Origin of the sequence: Salinispora mooreana, from assembly GCF_000379065.1 — a bacterium.
Classification (GTDB): domain Bacteria; phylum Actinomycetota; class Actinomycetes; order Mycobacteriales; family Micromonosporaceae; genus Micromonospora; species Micromonospora mooreana.
Map to the genome: position 1 here is coordinate 1,328,475 of NZ_KB900614.1, position 18,756 is coordinate 1,347,230.

The window sequence follows — 18,756 nt, forward strand, 5'->3', positions numbered from 1 at the left end:
GCCATCCGCGCCGCGCACCACGAGGGCGGGGTGGTCGTCTGCCCGCCCTCGTGGTGCACCGGCGGTCAGTCGGTGTCCCGCTCCGATTCCGGGTTCACCAGGACGACCTTCCGCCGTCGCGAGAGCAGCAGCAGCGCGGTGCCAGCCGGCTACCTCAGCCGGCGTCCACCAGTGGCAGCGTCTTCCCGGCGCCGCCGCCCGGCAGGGCGATCGACGAGAAGTGCGACACCACCCGGTCATCCCGCGGGTCCTCGGCGGGAGTGCGGTGCACGGCGAGTCGCCGGTAGTGGGTGTCCCGCTGGGCGGGGATCCGGTCCGCCGACCGGATCATCCCGATCAGGTCGTGCAGGTTCGAACGGTGCCGCGCACCGGCCGAGGAGATGACGTTCTCCTCCAGCATGATCGAGCCCAGATCGTCAACCCCCATGTGCAGCGCAAGCTGGCCGACATCCTTGCCGGTGGTGAGCCACGACGCCTGGAGGTGCGGCACGGTCTCGAAGAAGAGCCGGGACACCGCCACCAGCCGCAGGTACTCCAGGGTGGTGGCCTGGGTCCGGCCCTTGAGGTGGTTGTTCTCCGGCTGGTAGGTCCACGGGATGAACGCCCGGAAGCCCCGCGTCCGGTCCTGCACGTCGCGGATCATCCGGAGGTGCTCGATCCGCTCGGTGGCGGTCTCCCCGGTGCCCATCATCATCGTCGCGGTCGACTCAACGCCCTGCTGGTGGGCAAGCTCCATCACCTCGAGCCAGCGCTCACCGGACTCCTTCAGCGGCGCGATCGCCTTCCGCGGCCGGGCCGGCAGCATCTCGGCGCCGGCGCCCGCGATCGAGTCCAGGCCGGCCGCCTTGATCCGGGTGATGGCCTCGGTCAGGCCCACGCCGGAAACCTTCGCCATGTGCAGGATCTCGCTCGGGCCGATCGAGTGGATGGCGAGCTGCGGGTAGGCCCGCTTCACCGAGGAGAAGAGCTCCTCGTAGTACTCCACCCCGTAGTCGGGATGATGCCCACCCTGCAGCATCACCTGGGTGGCGCCCAGCTCGACGGCCTCGCCGCAGCGGCGCAGGATCTCCTCCGTCGGGTGGGTCCAGCCCTCCCGGTGCTTGGGCGCGCGATAGAAGGCGCAGAACCGGCACGCCGTCACGCAGACGTTCGTGTAGTTGATGTTGCGGTCGATCAGGTACGTGACGATGTTGTCCGGGTACCACCGCCGCCGTACCGCGTCGGCCGCCTCGCCCAGCGCGTGCAAGGGCGCTTCGGTGTAGAGCAGCAGGGCCTCCGCAGGCGTGATCCGCCCGCCGTCCGCGCCGCGTTGCAGGATGTCGTTGATCTCCCGGCTCACCGTCACGCTCCCGAGCCTACGTCGCCCCGACCCAACCGGTGACGAGCGGCCACCGGCGGTGTGAGCTCTCCGGCCGTCAACCCGCCGCCGCCCGGTGGCCGACCGTTTTGCGGCCGGCCCCGTCCGACGGACTCAGGCATCGTAGTCAACCGTGAGCCGATCGGTGGTCGGGCTGGACTGGCAGGTCAGGACGTACCCCGCTGCCAGCTCGTCCGGCTCCAGCGCGTAGTTACGGGCCATCGTCACCTCGCCGGCCACGACCTTCGCCCGGCAGGTCGAGCAGACGCCCCCCTTACACGCGTACGGTAGCTCCGCGCGAACCCGCAGCGCCGCGTCCAGCACCCGATCTGCCCGGCCCATGGTCACCGTCGACGAACGCCCGTCGAGGACGATCGTCACCTCGGTGCCCGCCTCCGACTGATGCTCGGGGCGGCGGACCGGCTCCGGGGGCGCATCCACGTGGAAGAGCTCGGCGTGCACCGCGGCCTCCGGGACGCCCCGGGCGGTCAGAACGCGCTGGGCCTCCGTCACCAGCCCATACGGGCCGCAGAGGAACCACTCCTCGATCGCCTCGCCCGGCACGATCGTCTCCAGCAGCCGGCCCAGCCGCTCGGCGTCGATGCGGCCGGAGAGTAGGGGGGACTCGCCCCGCTCGCGGGAGAGCACATGGACCAGGTGCAGCCGGGTCGGGTATCGGTCCTTCAGATCGGCGAGCTCCTCGGCGAACATGACGGTGCTCGCCGAGCGGTTGCCGTACACCAGGGTGAAGGTGCTGGCGGGTTCGACGGCCAGGGCCGTGGTCACCAGGGAGAGCACCGGGGTGATACCGGAGCCGGCGGCCACCGCCGCGTAGGCGCGCACCCGGTCCGGGCGCAGCGCGGTGGTGAAGTGGCCGAGCGGCGGCAGCACCTCGACGGTGTCACCGCCACGTAGCGCCCCACAGGCGTACGCGGAGAAGGCGCCGCCGGGGATCTCCCGGACCCCGATCCGCAGCAAGCCCCGCTCGGCCAGGTCCTGGGGCGTCGAACAGATTGAGTACGAGCGCCGCACCTCCGCGCCCTGCTCCGTCGTCCGGCGCACGGTCAGGTGCTGGCCAGGGGCGAACGCGAAGGTCGCGCGCAGCTCGTCCGGTACGGCGAAGGTGACCGCCACCGCGTCGGCGGTGAGCCGGTCGACGGTGGCCACGGGCAGCGGGTGGAAGACCGGCCGACGACGGGTCGGCCGGGTGATCGTGACAGTCACAGTGCCTTCAGGTGGTCGAATGGTTCGGTACAGGAGCGGCAGCGTCGTAAAGCCTTACACGCGGTCGAACCGAAGTGGCTGATCTGCTCGGTCTCCGGGGACCCGCACCACGGGCAACGGACCGTCAGGGTCAACGGCACCGGGCCGGTGGGGCGGACCGGACCGGGTGGGGCGATGCCGGCACGGGCAAGTTTGGCCCGTCCCGCCTCGGTGATCCAGTCGGTGCTCCAGGGCGGCGTGTAGACGGTACGGACCTCGGCCTGAGGGTGGCCGGCGGCAGCGAGCGCCCGACGGATGTCGGCCCGGATCACCTCCATCGCCGGGCAACCGGTGTAGGTGGGGGTGATGGTGACCACCACCCGACCGGTGTCCGGCTCCTCCTCAACCGACCGCAGGATGCCGAGCTCTTCGATGGTGATCACCCGGATCTCGGGGTCCACCACCGCGGCCACCGCAGCCCGGGCGGTCGTCACCAGGACGCTCCGGGATGAGCGCGGTGCAGCACCTGTAGCTCGGCGAGCAGGTACGACAGGTGCTCGGTGTGCACGCCGTTCCGGCCGCCGTCCGGCGTCCAGGAGGTCTCGGGCACCGTCAACGTGGCCTCGGCGAGCACGCCGGAGACGGCGGAGTCGAAGTCGACGCGCAGGGTGGCCGGGTCGACCGGCGCGGTCGGGTCCGGGGCGAGGAGTTCGTGTGTGTACGGCCAGACCTCGTCAACCGCCGCCTGCATCCGGCGGTGCGACTCGTCGGTGCCGTCGCCGAGCCGCCGCACCCACAACGAGGCGTGATCCAGGTGATAGGCCGACTCCTTGCGCGCCTTCGCCCCGATCGCGGCCAGCCGCTCGTCACCGCAACCGGCCAACGCGGTGTAGAGCGGCACCTGGTACGCCGCCAGGAAGAGCAGCTTCGCCATGGTCACCGCGAAGTCACCGTTGGGGAGCTCGACCAGGAGGCAGTTGCGGAACTCCCGGTCGTCGCGCTGGTAGGCCAACGCGTCCTCGTCCCGCCCGGCCCCCTCCATCTCACCCGCGTAGGTCAGCAGCAGACGTGCCGCCCCGAGCTGGTCGAGGGCGATGTTGGACAGGGCGATGTCCTCTTCCATCTCCGGCCCATGGGTGCACCACTGGGCCAGCCGCTGGGCCGCGACGAGCGCGTCGTCGGCGAGGCCCAGGACGAAGCCGACGCGGTTGGTGACAGTCCCCGGCGCGGCCTGCCTCGTCGGCGGCGTGGCCTGCACGGCCAATGGCGTGGTCTGTTCGGCATGCGCGGTCACAGGTGAGCAGCCCCCTCCGGCACCTCGTAGAAGGTCGGGTGCCGATAGACCTTGTCCGCCGCCGGGTCGAAGAAGGCGTCCTTCTCGTCCGGGCTCGACGCGGTGATGGCCGCGGTCGGCAGCACCCAGATCGACACCCCCTCCTGTCGCCGGGTGTAGAGGTCCCGGGCGTTGCGCAGGGCCAGCTCGGCGTCGGCTGCGTGCAGGCTGCCAACGTGGGTATGTGCCAGCCCACGCCGGGCCCGGACGAAGACCTCCCAGAGCGGCGCCGGCGGAGCCCCACCCGACTGACCGGTCGGCTCGCTGTGTGTGCTCACGCCGCCTTCTCCTTCTGGTTCGCCTGCTCCTTCTGGTTCGCCTGCTTGGCCGCGTACGCGGCGGCGGCGGCTCGGACCCAGGCACCCTCCCGGTGCGCCCGACGGCGGTGCTCCATCCGCTGCCGGTTACACGGACCCGCTCCCTTGATCACCTGCATCAGCTCCCCGTAGTCGGGCTGGGTGAAGTCGTAGGCACCGCGTTCTTCGTTCCAGCACAGCGCCGGGTCGGGGAGAGCGAGGCCGAGCACCTCGGCCTGACCCACGCACATGTCCACGAACCGCTGGCGCAGCTCGTCGTTGGAGAAGCGCTTGATCTTCCAGTCCATCGACTGGGCGGAGTGGGTGGAGTCGGTGTCCGGCGGGCCGAACATCGCCAGCGACGGGTACCACCAGCGGTTCACCGAATCCTGAGCCATCTCCCGCTGGGCCGGGGTGCCGTGGGCGAGGGTGTGGAGGATCTCGTACCCCTGCCGTTGGTGGAACGACTCCTCCTTGCAGATCCGGATCATCGCCCGCGCGTACGGTCCGTACGAGCAGCGGCACAGGGGCACCTGGTTGACGATCGCCGCGCCGTCCACCAGCCATCCGATCGTGCCCATGTCGGCCCAGCTGAGAGTCGGGTAGTTGAAGATCGAACTGTACTTCTGCCGGCCCGCCAGCAGCAGGTCGACCAGCTCGTCCCGGCTGACCCCGAGGGTCTCCGCGGCGGCGTAGAGGTAGAGGCCGTGGCCGGCCTCGTCCTGCACCTTGGCGAGCAGGATCGCCTTGCGCCTGAGGGAGGGGGCGCGAGTGATCCAGTTGCCCTCCGGCTGCATCCCGATGATCTCGGAGTGGGCATGCTGGGCGATCTGTCGGATCAGGGTCGCACGGTACGCCTCCGGCATCCAGTCCCGCGGCTCGACCTTCTGGTCAGCGGCGATGACCTCGGCGAAGTAGGCGGCCGGATTCACACCAGCGGCACCGCGCCGCCCGCGCTCGGCCGCCTCCCGCAACGCCGTCTCGGCCGCCTCGACCTCGCCGAGCAGGCCGCCGGACGTGTCGTCGGCGGGAAAGTCATTCCCATACATACCCCAAGTGTTACAGCTCGGCACCCCAATCTCTAGGGGGTGTAACAGTTTTCCGGCCAAGGGTGGGCCACCCAGACACGGCCACACCGCTATGAGGCGAGTCACGATTCATCACCAGATAAAGGTAAAAAGCGTGCATCGCCTGCAACTCCCGTCCGTATGACACACCTTCGCCGGGAATGAATCTCGGCGTGGCACGGATCCAGACGTAGACTTCCCGCGGTCACACCGACCTGCTGCCGGCGATCGTTTACGTAGCCGAGACCACCCCTGCCTCGGCCCGCGCCGATCCCTCCCCGGCCTTGCGAGCCGGCCCCCTGGCCCCGACATCTGGAGTTCACCCAGTTATGCGTCCCAGATTGCTAGCCATCATGGCGGGCGTCCTCGGAATTGCTTTGATCATTCCCGCCGCATACGCCCGCCTCGACGATGGCGGCACCGACACCGAGGCGGGCGTCCCCACGCCCGCCCCCTCCGCGCCCCCGCAGCCGACCCTGGCCGACGCGCCGGTGTCCGTGCCCTTCGAGGGCGAGTTCTTCTCCTGGGCGCTGATGGATCGCCAGACCGACACGATCTCCGGTGCGGAGAACCTCACCGACACCAGCTCCACCGAATCGATGATCAAGGTCTGGTTCGCCGCCGACTACCTGAACCAACTCGGTGACGAGTCGCTCTCGACGACGATGCGCGACGCCATCAGCACCGCGATCCGGGACAGCGACGACGACGCGGCGGAGCGGCTCTACCGGGAGGTCGGCAGGTCGGCCACGATCGATCGGATGATCAGCACCTGCGGCCTCACCGACACCAAACCCGGCACCGTGCCGGAGTACATCGGGTGGTGGAGCTTCACCCAGATGTCCCCCCGGGACGCGGTCCGACTCGGTGACTGTATCGCCGACGGAACGGCCGCCGGGCCGACGTGGACCGAGTTCCTGATGGACGAGATGAGCCAGGTCCGGGGTACGACCGCCGCCGCCGACCAGAACATGCGCTCCGGAGGCGGCCGCTGGGGGATCATCGACGGCCTACCCGAGTCGATCACGAGCCAGAGTCCGGTCGGGATGAAGAACGGGTGGACGGCGCTGAGCTACGACGGCAACTGGCACGTCAACTGCCTCGCGGTGAACGACCAGTGGAGTCTCGCCGTGATGATGCGGTACCCGCGGCAGAGCGGGCTCGACTACGGCGCCCAGACCTGCGCGAGCGTCGCCACCCAGCTCGTCACCCCGCAGCCCGGCGCCGCCCTGAAGGTGCCGCAGCAGCCGACCGGGGAGGATCGCTGATGGCCGGCCGACCCGACGCGCGGCAGGGCGGCACCTCGCTGCTCAAGGTGGCCGCGATCACGGCCGTCCTGATCGGTGTCGTGCTGGCCTCCCTCCGCCTGCTACCCGGGTCACCCTTCGCCTCCGACGCGACGGCCCGGTGGGGAGACAGTCCAGCGCAGGAGCAGTCCGGCGGGCCGGCAGAGCAGGCCCAGCCCACGCCATCGCCGAGCCCGACCCTCGAGCCGCTGCCCCTCGCGGCGAGCGATCTCACCAACCTGGACATCGACGGCTGGTACGCCTGGAGCGTGCTGGACCGCCGTACCGGTGAGATCATTGGCTCGGAGAACATGGCCGAGACCAGCACCACGGCTTCGATGATCAAATCTTGGCTCGTCGCCGACTACCTGCGCCGCACGGTGGAGGCCGGCCGGACCCCGACCGAGGCCGAGCTCGCCGACGCCACCAAGATCATCCGGGATAGTGACAACACCCTCACCCAGGAGTTCTACAACAACCTCGGCAGGTCCGTCACCATCGAGCGCCTGCTGTCCCGGTGCGAGCTGACCGACAGCAGTGTCGCGGCGGACGGCGGCTGGAGCCGAACCGAGCTGTCCCCGCGGGACACCGCCCGGCTCGGCGAGTGCATCGCCGACGGCACGGCCGCCGGCCCGGAGTGGACGGACTGGCTCCTCGAGGAGATGCGGTCGGTCCGGGGCGCCGGCGACTTCGGCATCCGCAAGGCGTTCCAACCGGCGGTCAGCGAGACCATCGCCATCAAGAACGGCTGGGTGGACCGCACCCGTGAGCAGGAGAACCACGTCAACTGCCTGGCGATCGGCGACACCTGGACAATGGGGGTGATGCTGCGCTACCCGGTCGCGCAGGGCTACCAGTACGGCATGGACAACTGCCAGAAAGTCACCGAGGCCCTGCTGGCCGAACCGCTCTGACCGACGACGCGCGCCGCGAGTTGGTCCGCCGACAGCGCGGGCCAACGTCGTCGGCGCGGGGCGACGCGGTCAGCCCGGCCACAGTGGTCAACGCGGGGCGACGCGGTCAGCCGACGAAGCGGGCCGGGCCGTCGGCGGGAAGCTCGGGGACGGCGCCGGCGGCAGCGGCCCGACGGGCGAACTCGCGCAGCCCGGCGATCTGGCGTTCCCCCAGGCTGAAGTCCAACCTCCGAAAGTACGTCGCCAGCGTCTCCGCGTCGAAGCTCTCCCAGCGGGCCGCCGCCGTGGCCACCTGGTCCAGCTCGGCCAGGCAGAGGTCCCGGGACCGCAGGAACGCCTCGTGTACCTCCTTGACCAGGCCGGGATACGCGGCGGCGAAGTCCCGGCGGACCGCCCAGACGGCGAACACCATCGGCAGCCCGGTCCACTCGTTCCACGCCTGACCGAGATCGGTGACGGTGAGGCCGCGGGACGGCGCTTCCAGGAAAGCCCGCAGCGCCACATCGCCGATCAGCACCCCGGCGTCCGCCTCCAGCAGCATCTGGGTCAGATCCGGCGGGCAGCGGAAGTACTCGGGCCGCACCCCGTACCGCTCGGCGAGCAGCAGCTGAGCCAGCAGCACGCCGGTCCGCGAGGTCGACCCGAGCGCGACCCGACGCCGGTCGAGGTCGGCCAGCGGGCGGGTCGAGACGACGTTGACCGAGAGCACCGGTCCGTCACTGCCCACCGCGAGATCGGGCAGCAGCAGCAGGTCGTCGGCGTTCCTCAGATACTCCACCAGGGTGATCGGGCCGATGTCCAGGTCACCGGCGACCAGCGCGGCGCTCAACCGATCCGGCGAGTCCTTGTGCAGGTCAACGTCGATCAGGGCGCCGGAGCGCATCAGCCCCCAGTAGATCGGTAGGCAGTTCAGGAACTGGATGTGCCCGACCCGCGGACGCGCTACCGGCTCTACCATGCCCCGACCGTATCGCCGCCACCGCGCACCGCGACGCCGGGTCAGGGCCGAAGTGGCCAACACCGCAGCCAGCGCCGCCAAGGGGGGCCGGCTGCGTGAGTCACGCCGGAGCGGGCACCTCGGGACCGACGGCCCGGTCGAGCGCGTCGGTGGAGAGCGCTGGGGGCAGCGGGCGGGCGTACAGCACCGTCAACCGGGTCACCGCGCGGGTGAGCACGACGTAGAGCCGGTGCAGTCCGCGCGGCTCCGCGTCCACGATCTCGGCCGGTTCGACGACGATCACGTGGTCGTACTCCAAGCCCTTGGCCAGCGTCGCCGGGACCACGGTGACGCGCCCGCTCTCCGGGGCGTCGAGGTCGCCGGGCTCTTCGCCGGCCGCGACGAGGGCGGCCCGCAGCTCGTCGAGGTGCCGGTCAGCGGCGATCACGCCGACCGACCCGGGTAGTGAGCGGGTCGCGGCCAGCTCCGCGATCACCTCGGCGGTCAGGTCGTCCGCCCGGCGCAGGACGAGACTGCCGTCCGAACGCAGTGACACCGCTGGAGGGACGTTCACCGCCAAGGCGGGCAGCAGCCGGTTGGCCAGCGCAACCACCGCCTCCGGTACACGGAACCCGGTGGTCAACGGCACGACCGACGCGTCTGGCTTGCCGAGGTGCCGCAGCGACTCCGCCCAGTCGGTCGCCGCCCACGGTGCCGTACCCTGGGCGAGGTCACCGAGGAGCGTGATCGACCCGTGTGTGGTGCGCCGGGCGACGGCCCGACACTGCATCGGGGAGAGATCCTGCGCCTCGTCGATGATGATGTGGTGCAGGCTCGGCTCCCGCTCCAGGAGCCCGGCGGCCTCGTCGAGCAACACCAGATCGGCGCTGCTCCACCGGACGCTCCGGACGCTCCGGGAGGGCCGAGGCCAGCGCAGCGCCTGACACTCGGCCTCGGTGAGGATGCCCTCGGCGGCACGGGCCAACGCCTGCGCGTCACTGAGCAACTCGAAGACGAGCGACTGCGGCGTCACCGCCGGCCAGCAGGCGTCGAGGAACTCGACCACCGGTGTGGCCTTTCCCATCCGCCGTTGCCACGGCTCCCCCGGCGACTCGCCCGAGCGCGTCTCGGCCTGGCGTTGCAGCAGACCGACGACCCGGGCGCGGACCCGCTCCCGGCCGAGCAGGTACGCGGGATCCTCCCGCCGGGTGTCGTCAACCAGGCGAGTGAGCACCCCCGGATCGATGCGCCACCGATAGGCACCGTCGGATACCTGGATCGCGGAGTCCGCTCGTCCCAGCCGGGACCAGAGCGCCCGTCGCAGCACCGTCGCCATCCGGGGGTCGTGCTTGACGACCTCGGCCTCGACCGAATCGACACCGGAGACGGGCACCCGGCCGATGAGTCCCTCCAGGGTGGCCTGCCGTACCTCCAGCTCACCGAGCGCGGGCAGGACTGCCGAGATGTAGCCGAGGAACGCCGGATTCGGTCCGAGAATCAACACACCGGTACGCCGAAGCCGTTCCCGGTGCAGATAGAGCAGGTAGGCGGCCCGGTGCAGACCGACGGCGGTCTTGCCGGTCCCGGGTGCCCCCTGTACGCAGATCGAGGTGTCGAGGTCGGCACGAACCAGCTCATCCTGCTCGGGCTGGATCGTGGCGACGATGTCGCGCATCGGCCCGACCCGAGGGCGTTCGATCTCCTCGATCAGAATTTTGCTGGTGGTGCCGAACTCCTCGCCCTGGTCGAGGCGTTCGTCTTCGAAGCTGGTCAGGTCGCCACCGGCGAACCCGAACCGACGACGGGTCCGTACGCCCTGCGGGTCACGGGCGCTGGCCTGGTAGAAGGCGCGACTGACCGGCGCGCGCCAGTCCAGCACCAGCGGCTCACCGAGTTGATCGGTAACGTGCCGCCGTCCGATGTGATACCGGCCAGTCACCGGGTCCGCTCCCGGCTCAGGGGCGGCTCCGGATTCAGGGGCGGCTCCCGACTCGACGGCGCCGTCGAGGTCGAGGCGGCCGAAGAACAGCGGCGTACGGGGGTCGTCGGCGAGTTCGGCCACCCGCCGGGCCAACGCCACCCCGAGGGTCTCGGCGGAGAAGGGGTCCCCGGCGATCTTCGCGCCGACGGCGTACATGGCTTCGGCGTGCTCGCGCATCGCATGCAGGGCAGCCCGCGACGCGGCCATGTGCGCGCGCTCGGCGTCAAGTTCAGCAGTGAGGTCAACGGTGCGGTCGGCAGGCATGGCGGCGGCTCCTCCGGGTCGACAGGGTGACCTGGCCGCCCGGCCACCCACGTCGGTACCGGCTGTGCCTCGGCGCGGCGCGAGAGCGCACGGATCGACCAGCCTAGCCCGTCCGACCGCTCCCATCGACGGATTTTCGCCGGTGGTCGAACGCTGTGGACAATCAGGTGACTCTGGCAGGTCGAACCGGCACCACATGGGCAGGTTCTTTCGGCACCATTCGCCGTTGTGGTCGATCTGCTGCCGTCGATGGTTAGCTTCTCCGGGCACCAATCGGCGGGCCTTCATGATCGGCAACTTGTTTCGGCGCCACCGCCGGACGAGATCCGTTGCTTTGGCGTGTGCGTCGCTGCTTCGAGCTCGGCTAGGGGTTGGTTAGCATCGGGGCAGACCGGGTTTTTCAGGCTGCGCTCCCGATGCGGTGCCTGGGGGACCCGGGTCTTTATGTCAGGGTGAGACGCGGCGGTGCCGGGACGGTTCGTCCCGGCACCGCTGACCGTGGCAGGGCTTTCAGCTGCGGTTGCGTTCGAGGGTGGATTGCAGTCGGTAGGAGTCGTTGCCCGTCTCAACGAGGTAGCCGTTGAAGGTGAGCCGGTCGACGATGGCGGAGCAGAGGCGTTCCTCGGTGAAGGTTTTGTCCCATTCGGAGAAGGGGGCGTTGGAGGCGACGGCGATGGCTTTGCGTTCCTCGCGTTCGGTGAAGATCTGGAACAGCAGTTTCGCGCCGGTGCGGTCGAGGTTGAGATATCCAAATTCGTCGAGGCAGAGCAGGTCGGGCTTGGGGTTGCACAGCCAGGTGGTCGTAGCGGGAGTAGCGGTAGATGGTCTTGGACAGGCGCTTCTCGTTGTGGGCTTCGGCGAGTTCGTTGACGAGGTTCGCGGTGGTGGTGTAGCGGACCTTGAGGCCGTGTTCGGCGATGGCGGTGCCGATGCCGATGAGCAGGTGGCTCTTGCCGGTGCCGGAGTTGCCGACCAAGACCAGGGGTGCGCCGGCTCGGACCCAGGCGGGGTTGGCGAGGTTGTTGACGTAGACGGCGTCGACCTGGGGGTTCTTGTCGTAGTCGAAGTCCTCCAGGCGTTTGGGCCGGTGGAACGCGGCGTGACGGACCAGGCGTTGTCTGCGCCGCTCGTCGCGGTCGGCGATCTCGGCGCGCAGTAGGTCGAGCAGGAAGCCCTTGTAGTTGGCCCGGTCGCGCAGGGCCTGTTCGGCGATGTCGGCGAAACGGTCGCGGATGCTGGGCAGGCGCAACTCGGTGCATGCGGTGTCGATGGCGGCGTCGATCGGGTCAATGCCAGGGGCTGACTGGCGGGGCCTCGGGGTGCGGGACAGTTTGGTGGTGGAAGCGGTCGCGCTCACGCGGTTGTGCCTTTCGATCGATGGGACAGCAGTTGGTCGTAGACGCTCATCGGCGGTGGCTTGTGCTCGGTGCCCGAGGGCAGCCGCCGCGCGTGTAGAGAGATCACCCTCCCCCCGCTGGGAGTTGGCTCGTCGGCCGGCTCGGCCAGGTCGAGTCCGTCCTCGGTGCCGTCGTCGACGGGTGCCGCAGCGTTCAACGGGTCCGCGACGGTGCCCGCGTCGGCGGCCTTGCGGGCCTCGATCGCGACCAGCTCGGGACTGCAGGAGCCGGCGTTGACGGTGGCGGTGATCCCGGCTACCAGCGCCGCGTGCGGTAACTGCCGGTGCAGCAGCAGCACCTCGATCAACGCCCGAGTGCCCTCGGCCTCGCCGTGTGCGGCGCGGGCGGCGGTCCAGAACGCGTCGTGCACCGAGGTGAACGATCCCTCGGCGCGGGCTTGCGCCAGCGCCGTTGACCCGGCCAGGGCACCGGGCTTGACCAGCAGGATCTCCAGGTAGTGATCAAGGTCGTCGCGGTGGTCGTAGCGGCGGGACAGCCGCGGATGCCGGGCAACGACCTTCCGGCCGTCGAACACGAGAACTTCGTTGGCGCGCAGGCTGACCCGGACCTTGCGGTCGATGAACCGGGCCGGCACCGAGTAGTAGCACTGTCGGACCACGATCCGGGCGTTGCGGCGCACCAGCGGCGTGAGCGTCGTGCCGAGTTCGAAGTCGTCGGCCGGCAGCGGGTGCAGCAGCGGCACCTCGGCGGCGAAGTTGAAGCCGATGCTGGCCGGCGCGCCGTGCACGTGCCGGGCGTCCTCGGCGGCGTCGATGGCGGCGAGGCGGTCGTTGAGTTCGGCCAGGGACGCGACCTGTGGGGGCGGGACCAGGTGGTTGCGGCGGAACCGGCCGCCCTCGTGTTCCACCCCGCCCTTCTCGTGGGCACCGTCCTTGCCGGGCAGGCAATAGAACGCGTGGAAGCCGTAGTGGGAGCGGAACGCGACCCACCGCTGCGACTCGATTCGCCCGCGGCCGAACAGCACCTGTCGCACCGCCGGTTTCAAGTTGTCGTAGCGGATGTGCCGGGTCGGCACCCCGCCGAGGATCCGGAAGGCCTCGACGTGGCCCTCCATGAACGCTTCCTGGCCCTGCGAGGCGAACACCCGGTGGACCGCTTTACCGGAGTACGACATCCGCAGCGTGAACAGGTAGCACTTCATCTGCGTGCCGGCCACGACGGCGAACGCCTCGGCGAAGTCGACCTCCGCCTCCGCACCTGGCGGGTGGATCTGCGGCACCATCCCGTCGAGGTGCCTACGTCCCTCCCGCGTCTCGGCGAGGATCTGCGGCCGACGCCGGGCCACGTAGTTGCGCACCGCCGAGTACGACGCGTCGGCGAAACCATGCTCGACGGCCAGACGCTGACAGATCCGCTCGATCGTGTGCCGCTGCTTGCGCGGCCCCACCAGGTCCGAGCGCAGCATCTCGTCCACGACGGCGAGCACCGGAGTCAACACGAGCGGCCGGCCCCGCACCGGACGCTTACGCGGCGGCGGGACAGCCGACGCGAGCGCCGCCCGGACGGTGCGCCGCGACACATGGTGCCGACGCGCCAACTCCCGCTGCGACATCGACGGATCAGCCCGCCGATCAGCGCGAATGCGCTCGAAGATTACGACACGCGTGAGCAACTTGGCCTCCCGATATGACCGAGATCAAGCTAAGCTCACAGATATCGACAAGTCGAGCAAGGCGGGCATAACGCCCACTCCTGCGTGTCGAGGCCCGGTGTCATCAGGCCGGCGTTCTGCCCCTCGCTGGCCAGGAATGAATCAGTCAGTGGCTAGTCCTGTTCGGCGCGCGCCGCCCGTAGCGCGTGGAAGCGTCGGCGGGTGGGGCTGGCGAACGCGACAAGGCCGATGGCTAGCAGCGTGATGCTGATCGCCCAGGATGTCGGCTCGGTGTCGTGGCGAGCTGGCCAGTCCAATGCCGCGAGGCCAGAGCCGGTGCCGGCGGCGACCAGGCCGGTGGTGAATAGCGTGGTGGGAATCATCCAACCCATTGCGAGGCCGAAGGCCGCAGCACCAAGCAGGGAGTAGCCGAGCAGGCCGAGGTAGTTGCGTATAGCGCCGAGTTCGGTGATGTCTCCGATGATCGGTTGAGCTGCCCATGCGACGAGCACGGTGCCGATCGAGACGACGGCGGTGAGGTAGAGAAGGTCGTAGAGGTCGACACGCCGCTCGGCGAGGTGCTCCAGCAGCGGCTGCGTCGACCATGCCGCGGTTGCGGTCAGGTAGGCGGTGATCGCGGGCAGAACCGCAGGCCATGGCAGCGGGATCGGCTGGCTAGCGCCGATGAACAGAGGCTGGCCTGAGAGCTCGCGGGAGACGACTGCGATAGCGGCTAGGGCCAGTAGCAGCGGCGCCGTGCGTCGGGACTTCAGCAGCAGACGAAGACCGCTCATGTGAACGACTGCGGCGTCAGGGAGCAGGTGCGGACCGCGTCGGCGTGCGTCGTGAGCCACTGCCGCTGGGCTTCCGGCGTCGAGTTGAAAAAGCGGGTCTTGGCTTCCTGATGAGCGGCGTCGCGTGGTGTGAACAGTCGCTCATCGCCAGCGGCCCAAGCGACCAGCAGTTGGGCCATGGCGTGAGCTGTTCTGTCGCGTCGTGGTCCCTGGGCGCAGGCTTCGACACCGAGGGCGCCGACGGCGATGTCAACGCTGGCGCGGTCGTAGTGCTCAGCAGAGGGTGCGTCCAGGGCATAGGCGATGGCACCAGGCGTAGGCCGACCGCCCACTCCCCGGGGCCGCTGCTCGACCCGGCTGATCGAAAACGGCGTCGAGGACAGCCGTCGGCTGATCGCCTGTGCCCGCTCGTTGATCGGGTTGAGGCTAGCGGCGAAGGCGGGATGGACACACACCTGCGGTGAGCTGCCCGAACAAGACCAGACGATGTGGCGGTTCACATCGACGTAGCGGCCGTTCTCGCCGATCACGATAGCGGCGCCGCCGACGGCAAGGGCCAAGGCTGCTCCGACGGACGGGATCACCACCCGAGCGGAGGACCGCACCTTGACGGCGACCAGCGCCAAGGCCAGCACACCCACGCCGGTGAACCACAGCATCTGCCCCTGCATGGTTGGGGTGTGCGGTGTGCTGAACGGCAGGATGAGCTCGACGGTGAACGGGAACAACGCATATCCGGTGCCGTATTGCCCCAGGTTCCAGGTGGCCGCCAGGTAGGTAATCAACGCGGCGGCGAACGGCGTCAATCTGCTCGGCAGTAGCACACCCACGGCGTAGGCGACCGCGACGGCGGCGGCGAGCCCGACGCCGGCCGACCCCAGCCACCACCAGAAGGGACCGCCCCACGCCGCGGCGGATGCCGTGGCGAACAGCGTCACCGCGGCGACCACGGCATACGCCCCCGAAGCGCATGCCACCAGCACTCCAGCCTCCACCAAGGGTGCCTGCGCCGGGTCACGTCCGGCCAGCAGCCAGGCATGGCGTACTCCGCGGCGCTGAGACCTGCCTCCCGCCCATGCGGCGACGCCCACCGCCAACGGCGCCATCAACATCGGCGCGCTCGTCACCGCACCGGTGGCATACGCCCAGACCATGTCCGTCTCGAGCTGCGCACGGGACATGAACACGCCGACCCCTACCAGGACAGGCATACTCCACAGACCCGGCCCGCGACGCAGCTCCACGCGGATCGGAGTCACGCCGACACCACCGGCTGCCGCAGCGCGGTGAGATAGCCGCGCTCCAGATCACTGTCCCCATCCACGTCCGGCCCGGCCATGGCCTCCAACCCGGCGACCGTCCCGGTGAACACCACCGCACCCTCGTTGAGCACGATGATCGTGTCCGCGACGTGCCGGGCGTCGTCCACGACGTGCGTACTGACCAGCACGGTGGCCGAGTCGGCGACCTTGCGCAGAACACGGCGTAGCTCGATACGCTGCTGCGGGTCGAGACCGGCCGCCGGCTCATCCAGGATGACCAACTCCGGCTCATGCACGAGCGCCTGCGCGATGCCGGCCCGGCGAAGCAGCCCGCCCGACAGGCTTCCCATCCTTGACCCGGCCCGATCGGACAAGCTCATCAACCCGAGCGCCCTATCAACCTTTGCCTCGATGTTCTGCTTCAGCGTCTTCTTTAGCCAGGCGGCGTAGGCGACGGACTCCCGAACGGTGTAGCCGGGATAGTGGGACACCACCTGCGGCAGAAAGCCGATCCGCGCCGCGACGGCCCGAAGACCGCCACGACGCAGAACGTCACGACCGAGAACATGAAGACTGCCCGCCTCCGGACGCTTAAGACCCACGATGGTGTGCAGCAGCGTCGACTTCCCCGCACCATTCGGCCCCAACAGGACCGTCACGCCGGCAGGGACGATGACATCGAGATTACGAAATACAATTCGCTTCCGGTATCGCTGCGCCAGTCCGTGCCCGATGATCGGGTCGTCCATCGCGAATCTCCCGACAGCTTCAGATCAGCAGGTGGTCACCGTCAGCTTACCGGTGTCCTCGTAGGTCGGGTTCGATGTGAAGAACGAACGACCGTAGTACTTGGCGGTCCGACCGCCGTCGCAGCTGCTGGTACTGGCGTGGTACTGCGTACCCGTCCAGTAGTCGTCATAGGAGGAGACCACCGGGTCCGGCAACAACCGCACATCCCTCTTGATCTCGACACGGAACGTGCGAGTCACCGACGTCTGGCAATCCGCGTCGTTGTGCGCGTTCATGTAGCCGGAACTCTGGCTTAAGTAGGGATTACCCTGGACGCAGCCCTGCGGTTCGCCAGTGCCGGACTCGCCAGCGCGACGGTAGACAGCCCCAGGGGGCGAGCGCCATCGCGGCCGCCATCGATCGCTTCATGCGATTCTCCGATCTGCGTTGCCTTGACGGATAGCACGCGCGCGGCTCGGAAAATGACCAGTCGTCAACATGAAACCACTCTCAGTTGCAAGGGTCAATGCGGCTGGCGCCGCTACTCAGCTACCTCCAGAACGTGGAAGTCGCACATGTCCTGAAATGCCTACGAAACCTTCTCGCCAGCGGCGACACCCCTGCTCCTGCGACCTCGCCAGTACGTCTACCACAACTGCAGTGGCATCCGAACATCCTGCCGGTCATGACGAGACGCCAACAGGTGGACCTCGAAGAAGATGCCGATCATGCCCAGCACGGGACGGATCACTCACTATTCGCACGGCGGCGATGGCGTCGAAACAACACGCTCACCTGGTGCCAGTTCGACCTGCCGAAATCAATTCAGGCGATAGCCCGCTGGGGAGGTGCGGGCTGCGGCCCGATGCCCGCTGGGGAGGCGAGCATCGGGTCTCGTCTGGCAGCCGTCACGCCTGCGCCGATCGGAAGCCGCCGAAGCGCGCTGTTAGAAGCCGAAGGGTTAGGCGGAGAGCAGGACCTGGGTCCAGCCGGAATCGGTCACCCTGCCCTGCCCGTACAGGTCGCTGCCGTTGTTGTCATACGGGTCCCGATCGATATATCGGTGCAGAGCGCCATCGCTGGTACGGCCGTAGTAGATACCGGCGCCGGGAGACAGCAGGTGGGTCATGTTCTGCCAGGTGCTCGACTTGAGTTCGCCGGACTCCCAGCTACCCACTCCATTGATCTTGTACGACATCAATCGGCCATCCGAAACCGTACCGAGGATCCAGTCCGGCCCAGTCGTGGTCAGCGTCTTGAGAGTGAAACCACTGTCGATCGTCACCCAATTGACGATCTCACTACCAGACGGCTTCGTCGCGGTCACGTCATGACGTCGCAACACCCCCGCCGAAGTGAGTCCATACAGACTTCCGGCACCGTCATAGGAGAGATGAGTGTGCGTCCATCCGCCACTAAGAATCTTCACCGGCCGATTGAACGACAACGACGTATTATTCGTGATCACATCCACCCGATACAGGTCGCCCTCCGTCGAGGTCAACAGAATCGTGTTGAAGTTCAACGTCGCCATCGCCCTCGGCGTGAACCCCAACGTCGCACTCGACGTCACCACCTTCGAAAATTCGCCGGAGTCACCCTCGATCGCCGAGTACGTCAGCCGGCCGTCCGACAACACCCCGTACACGGACGCCAGTGAGGGCCAGATGGCCTCAACGATTATCTCCGCGTCACCCACCTGCTTCTGGTACCGATCTGGGTACGCCGAGACCTGCACAGCCTGGCATACCTCACCGACCGGGGCGGTCAGCCAGGAGCTGTTCGGATACAGATTAAGCATCTTGTTCAGGAACGCATTGGTGCTCCATGTGGGGTCCAGCCGCTGCGAACGGGTACCCCACGACGCCCGTTGCTGGAACAGGCCGAGGCTGTCGTGGTCCACCTCCTCGGCGATGTTCTGGATTGTGGACTCCACGATCGTCGTGGTGATCGCGATGACCGCTGCCCGCTGATCGAGCCCGCGGGCCTGCACGGCCTGCACGACCTTGCGGGCACAGGAAGCCCGGTACGCCGTCATATAGCCGTCCAGGGTGCCACTGAGCTTGGTGTTCAAGTAGCTAGCCAGCGATGAGTCGGCGGACGTTGGCCCACCGTCTACGCACGGGTCTGTCACGTAGGCGGCCGTCACAGAGGCGGCTCGTGATTCGGCAGCGGCGGCAGGGCCTGTCGGGGACTGGGCCGAGGCTGGGGTGGCCGACAGTGACCCGGCACTGACCAGCGCCAGCACGCCGGCAGCGCAGGCCGGGATACATCGATTCATGAAGTCTCCGCTTGATCGACATGTTGATCAAGCGGAGAGTCTA

Annotated in this window: 17 protein-coding genes and 1 pseudogene; 2 read left to right on the forward strand and 16 right to left on the reverse strand. The window is 68.7% G+C overall.

The features are described 5' to 3' along the window. Positions 1 to 154: 154 nt before the first annotated feature. The 6 genes from mqnC to paaA form a co-directional block, all read right to left on the reverse strand. The gene (mqnC, locus tag SALPAC6_RS0106335; protein WP_018252585.1) at positions 155 to 1,345 is read right to left on the reverse strand and encodes a cyclic dehypoxanthinyl futalosine synthase; all 1,191 of its coding nucleotides are present in this window, start codon (positions 1,343 to 1,345) and stop codon (positions 155 to 157) included. Positions 1,346 to 1,471: 126 nt separating this feature from the next. Further along, positions 1,472 to 2,581, reverse strand: a complete 1,110-nt coding sequence (gene paaE / locus SALPAC6_RS0106340) for a 1,2-phenylacetyl-CoA epoxidase subunit PaaE (RefSeq protein ID WP_018252586.1) — start codon at positions 2,579 to 2,581, stop codon at positions 1,472 to 1,474. Continuing rightward, positions 2,578 to 3,054 carry a 1,2-phenylacetyl-CoA epoxidase subunit PaaD gene (paaD, locus tag SALPAC6_RS0106345; protein ID WP_018252587.1) on the reverse strand — a complete coding sequence of 159 codons (477 nt, stop codon included), beginning with the start codon at positions 3,052 to 3,054 and terminating at the stop codon, positions 2,578 to 2,580. The genes paaE and paaD overlap by 4 nt, the downstream gene beginning before the upstream one ends. Continuing rightward, positions 3,051 to 3,854: a 1,2-phenylacetyl-CoA epoxidase subunit PaaC gene (gene paaC, locus SALPAC6_RS0106350; protein WP_018252588.1), complete on the reverse strand. Its 804-nt coding sequence runs from the start codon at positions 3,852 to 3,854 to the stop codon at positions 3,051 to 3,053. Before paaC ends, paaD begins: the two co-directional genes overlap by 4 nt. Then, a complete protein-coding gene (paaB, locus tag SALPAC6_RS0106355; protein WP_018252589.1) occupies positions 3,851 to 4,171 on the reverse strand; it encodes a 1,2-phenylacetyl-CoA epoxidase subunit PaaB in 321 nt (106 codons plus the stop codon). Before paaB ends, paaC begins: the two co-directional genes overlap by 4 nt. Next, positions 4,168 to 5,238: a 1,2-phenylacetyl-CoA epoxidase subunit PaaA gene (gene paaA, locus SALPAC6_RS0106360; RefSeq protein ID WP_018252590.1), complete on the reverse strand. Its 1,071-nt coding sequence runs from the start codon at positions 5,236 to 5,238 to the stop codon at positions 4,168 to 4,170. Before paaA ends, paaB begins: the two co-directional genes overlap by 4 nt. 347 nt (positions 5,239 to 5,585) lie before the next feature. On the opposite strand from paaA, the gene SALPAC6_RS0106365 reads away from it, so the two are divergent. Both SALPAC6_RS0106365 and SALPAC6_RS0106370 read left to right on the forward strand, forming a co-directional pair. Then, a complete protein-coding gene (locus SALPAC6_RS0106365; protein ID WP_026189364.1) occupies positions 5,586 to 6,524 on the forward strand; it encodes a serine hydrolase in 939 nt (312 codons plus the stop codon). Further along, positions 6,524 to 7,456 carry a serine hydrolase gene (locus SALPAC6_RS0106370; RefSeq protein ID WP_018252592.1) on the forward strand — a complete coding sequence of 311 codons (933 nt, stop codon included), beginning with the start codon at positions 6,524 to 6,526 and terminating at the stop codon, positions 7,454 to 7,456. The genes SALPAC6_RS0106365 and SALPAC6_RS0106370 overlap by 1 nt, the downstream gene beginning before the upstream one ends. A gap of 106 nt (positions 7,457 to 7,562) precedes the next feature. Here SALPAC6_RS0106370 and SALPAC6_RS0106375 read toward each other — a convergent pair whose 3' ends face one another. The 10 genes and pseudogenes from SALPAC6_RS0106375 to SALPAC6_RS0106420 form a co-directional block, all read right to left on the reverse strand. After that, positions 7,563 to 8,414: a menaquinone biosynthetic enzyme MqnA/MqnD family protein gene (locus SALPAC6_RS0106375; RefSeq protein WP_018252593.1), complete on the reverse strand. Its 852-nt coding sequence runs from the start codon at positions 8,412 to 8,414 to the stop codon at positions 7,563 to 7,565. A gap of 100 nt (positions 8,415 to 8,514) precedes the next feature. Beyond that, entirely contained in the window at positions 8,515 to 10,638 is a 2,124-nt protein-coding gene (locus tag SALPAC6_RS0106380; RefSeq protein WP_018252594.1) for a HelD family protein, read from the reverse strand. 510 nt (positions 10,639 to 11,148) lie between these two features. Continuing rightward, on the reverse strand, positions 11,149 to 11,430 hold the full coding sequence (locus SALPAC6_RS30925) for an ATP-binding protein (RefSeq protein ID WP_317889032.1): 282 nt from the start codon (positions 11,428 to 11,430) through the stop codon (positions 11,149 to 11,151). Between the two features lie 55 nt (positions 11,431 to 11,485). Further along, a pseudogene (locus SALPAC6_RS30930) lies at positions 11,486 to 11,995 on the reverse strand (ATP-binding protein); the annotation flags it as partial. Next, positions 11,992 to 13,668: an IS21 family transposase gene (istA, locus tag SALPAC6_RS0106390; protein ID WP_018252595.1), complete on the reverse strand. Its 1,677-nt coding sequence runs from the start codon at positions 13,666 to 13,668 to the stop codon at positions 11,992 to 11,994. The pseudogene SALPAC6_RS30930 and the gene istA, both read right to left, overlap by 4 nt. 152 nt (positions 13,669 to 13,820) lie before the next feature. Beyond that, positions 13,821 to 14,441 (reverse strand): hypothetical protein, encoded by a 621-nt coding sequence (locus tag SALPAC6_RS0106395; RefSeq protein ID WP_018252596.1) that lies wholly within the window; start codon positions 14,439 to 14,441, stop codon positions 13,821 to 13,823. Next, positions 14,438 to 15,700, reverse strand: a complete 1,263-nt coding sequence (locus SALPAC6_RS0106400) for a hypothetical protein (protein ID WP_162561560.1) — start codon at positions 15,698 to 15,700, stop codon at positions 14,438 to 14,440. The genes SALPAC6_RS0106395 and SALPAC6_RS0106400 overlap by 4 nt, the downstream gene beginning before the upstream one ends. After that, on the reverse strand, positions 15,697 to 16,452 hold the full coding sequence (locus tag SALPAC6_RS0106405) for an ATP-binding cassette domain-containing protein (protein ID WP_018252598.1): 756 nt from the start codon (positions 16,450 to 16,452) through the stop codon (positions 15,697 to 15,699). Before SALPAC6_RS0106405 ends, SALPAC6_RS0106400 begins: the two co-directional genes overlap by 4 nt. A 24-nt stretch (positions 16,453 to 16,476) precedes the next feature. Continuing rightward, positions 16,477 to 16,728 carry a hypothetical protein gene (locus SALPAC6_RS25375; RefSeq protein ID WP_018252599.1) on the reverse strand — a complete coding sequence of 84 codons (252 nt, stop codon included), beginning with the start codon at positions 16,726 to 16,728 and terminating at the stop codon, positions 16,477 to 16,479. Positions 16,729 to 17,393: 665 nt separating this feature from the next. Continuing rightward, entirely contained in the window at positions 17,394 to 18,506 is a 1,113-nt protein-coding gene (locus tag SALPAC6_RS0106420; protein WP_018252601.1) for a tachylectin-related carbohydrate-binding protein, read from the reverse strand. Between the last annotated feature and the right edge of the window lie 250 nt (positions 18,507 to 18,756).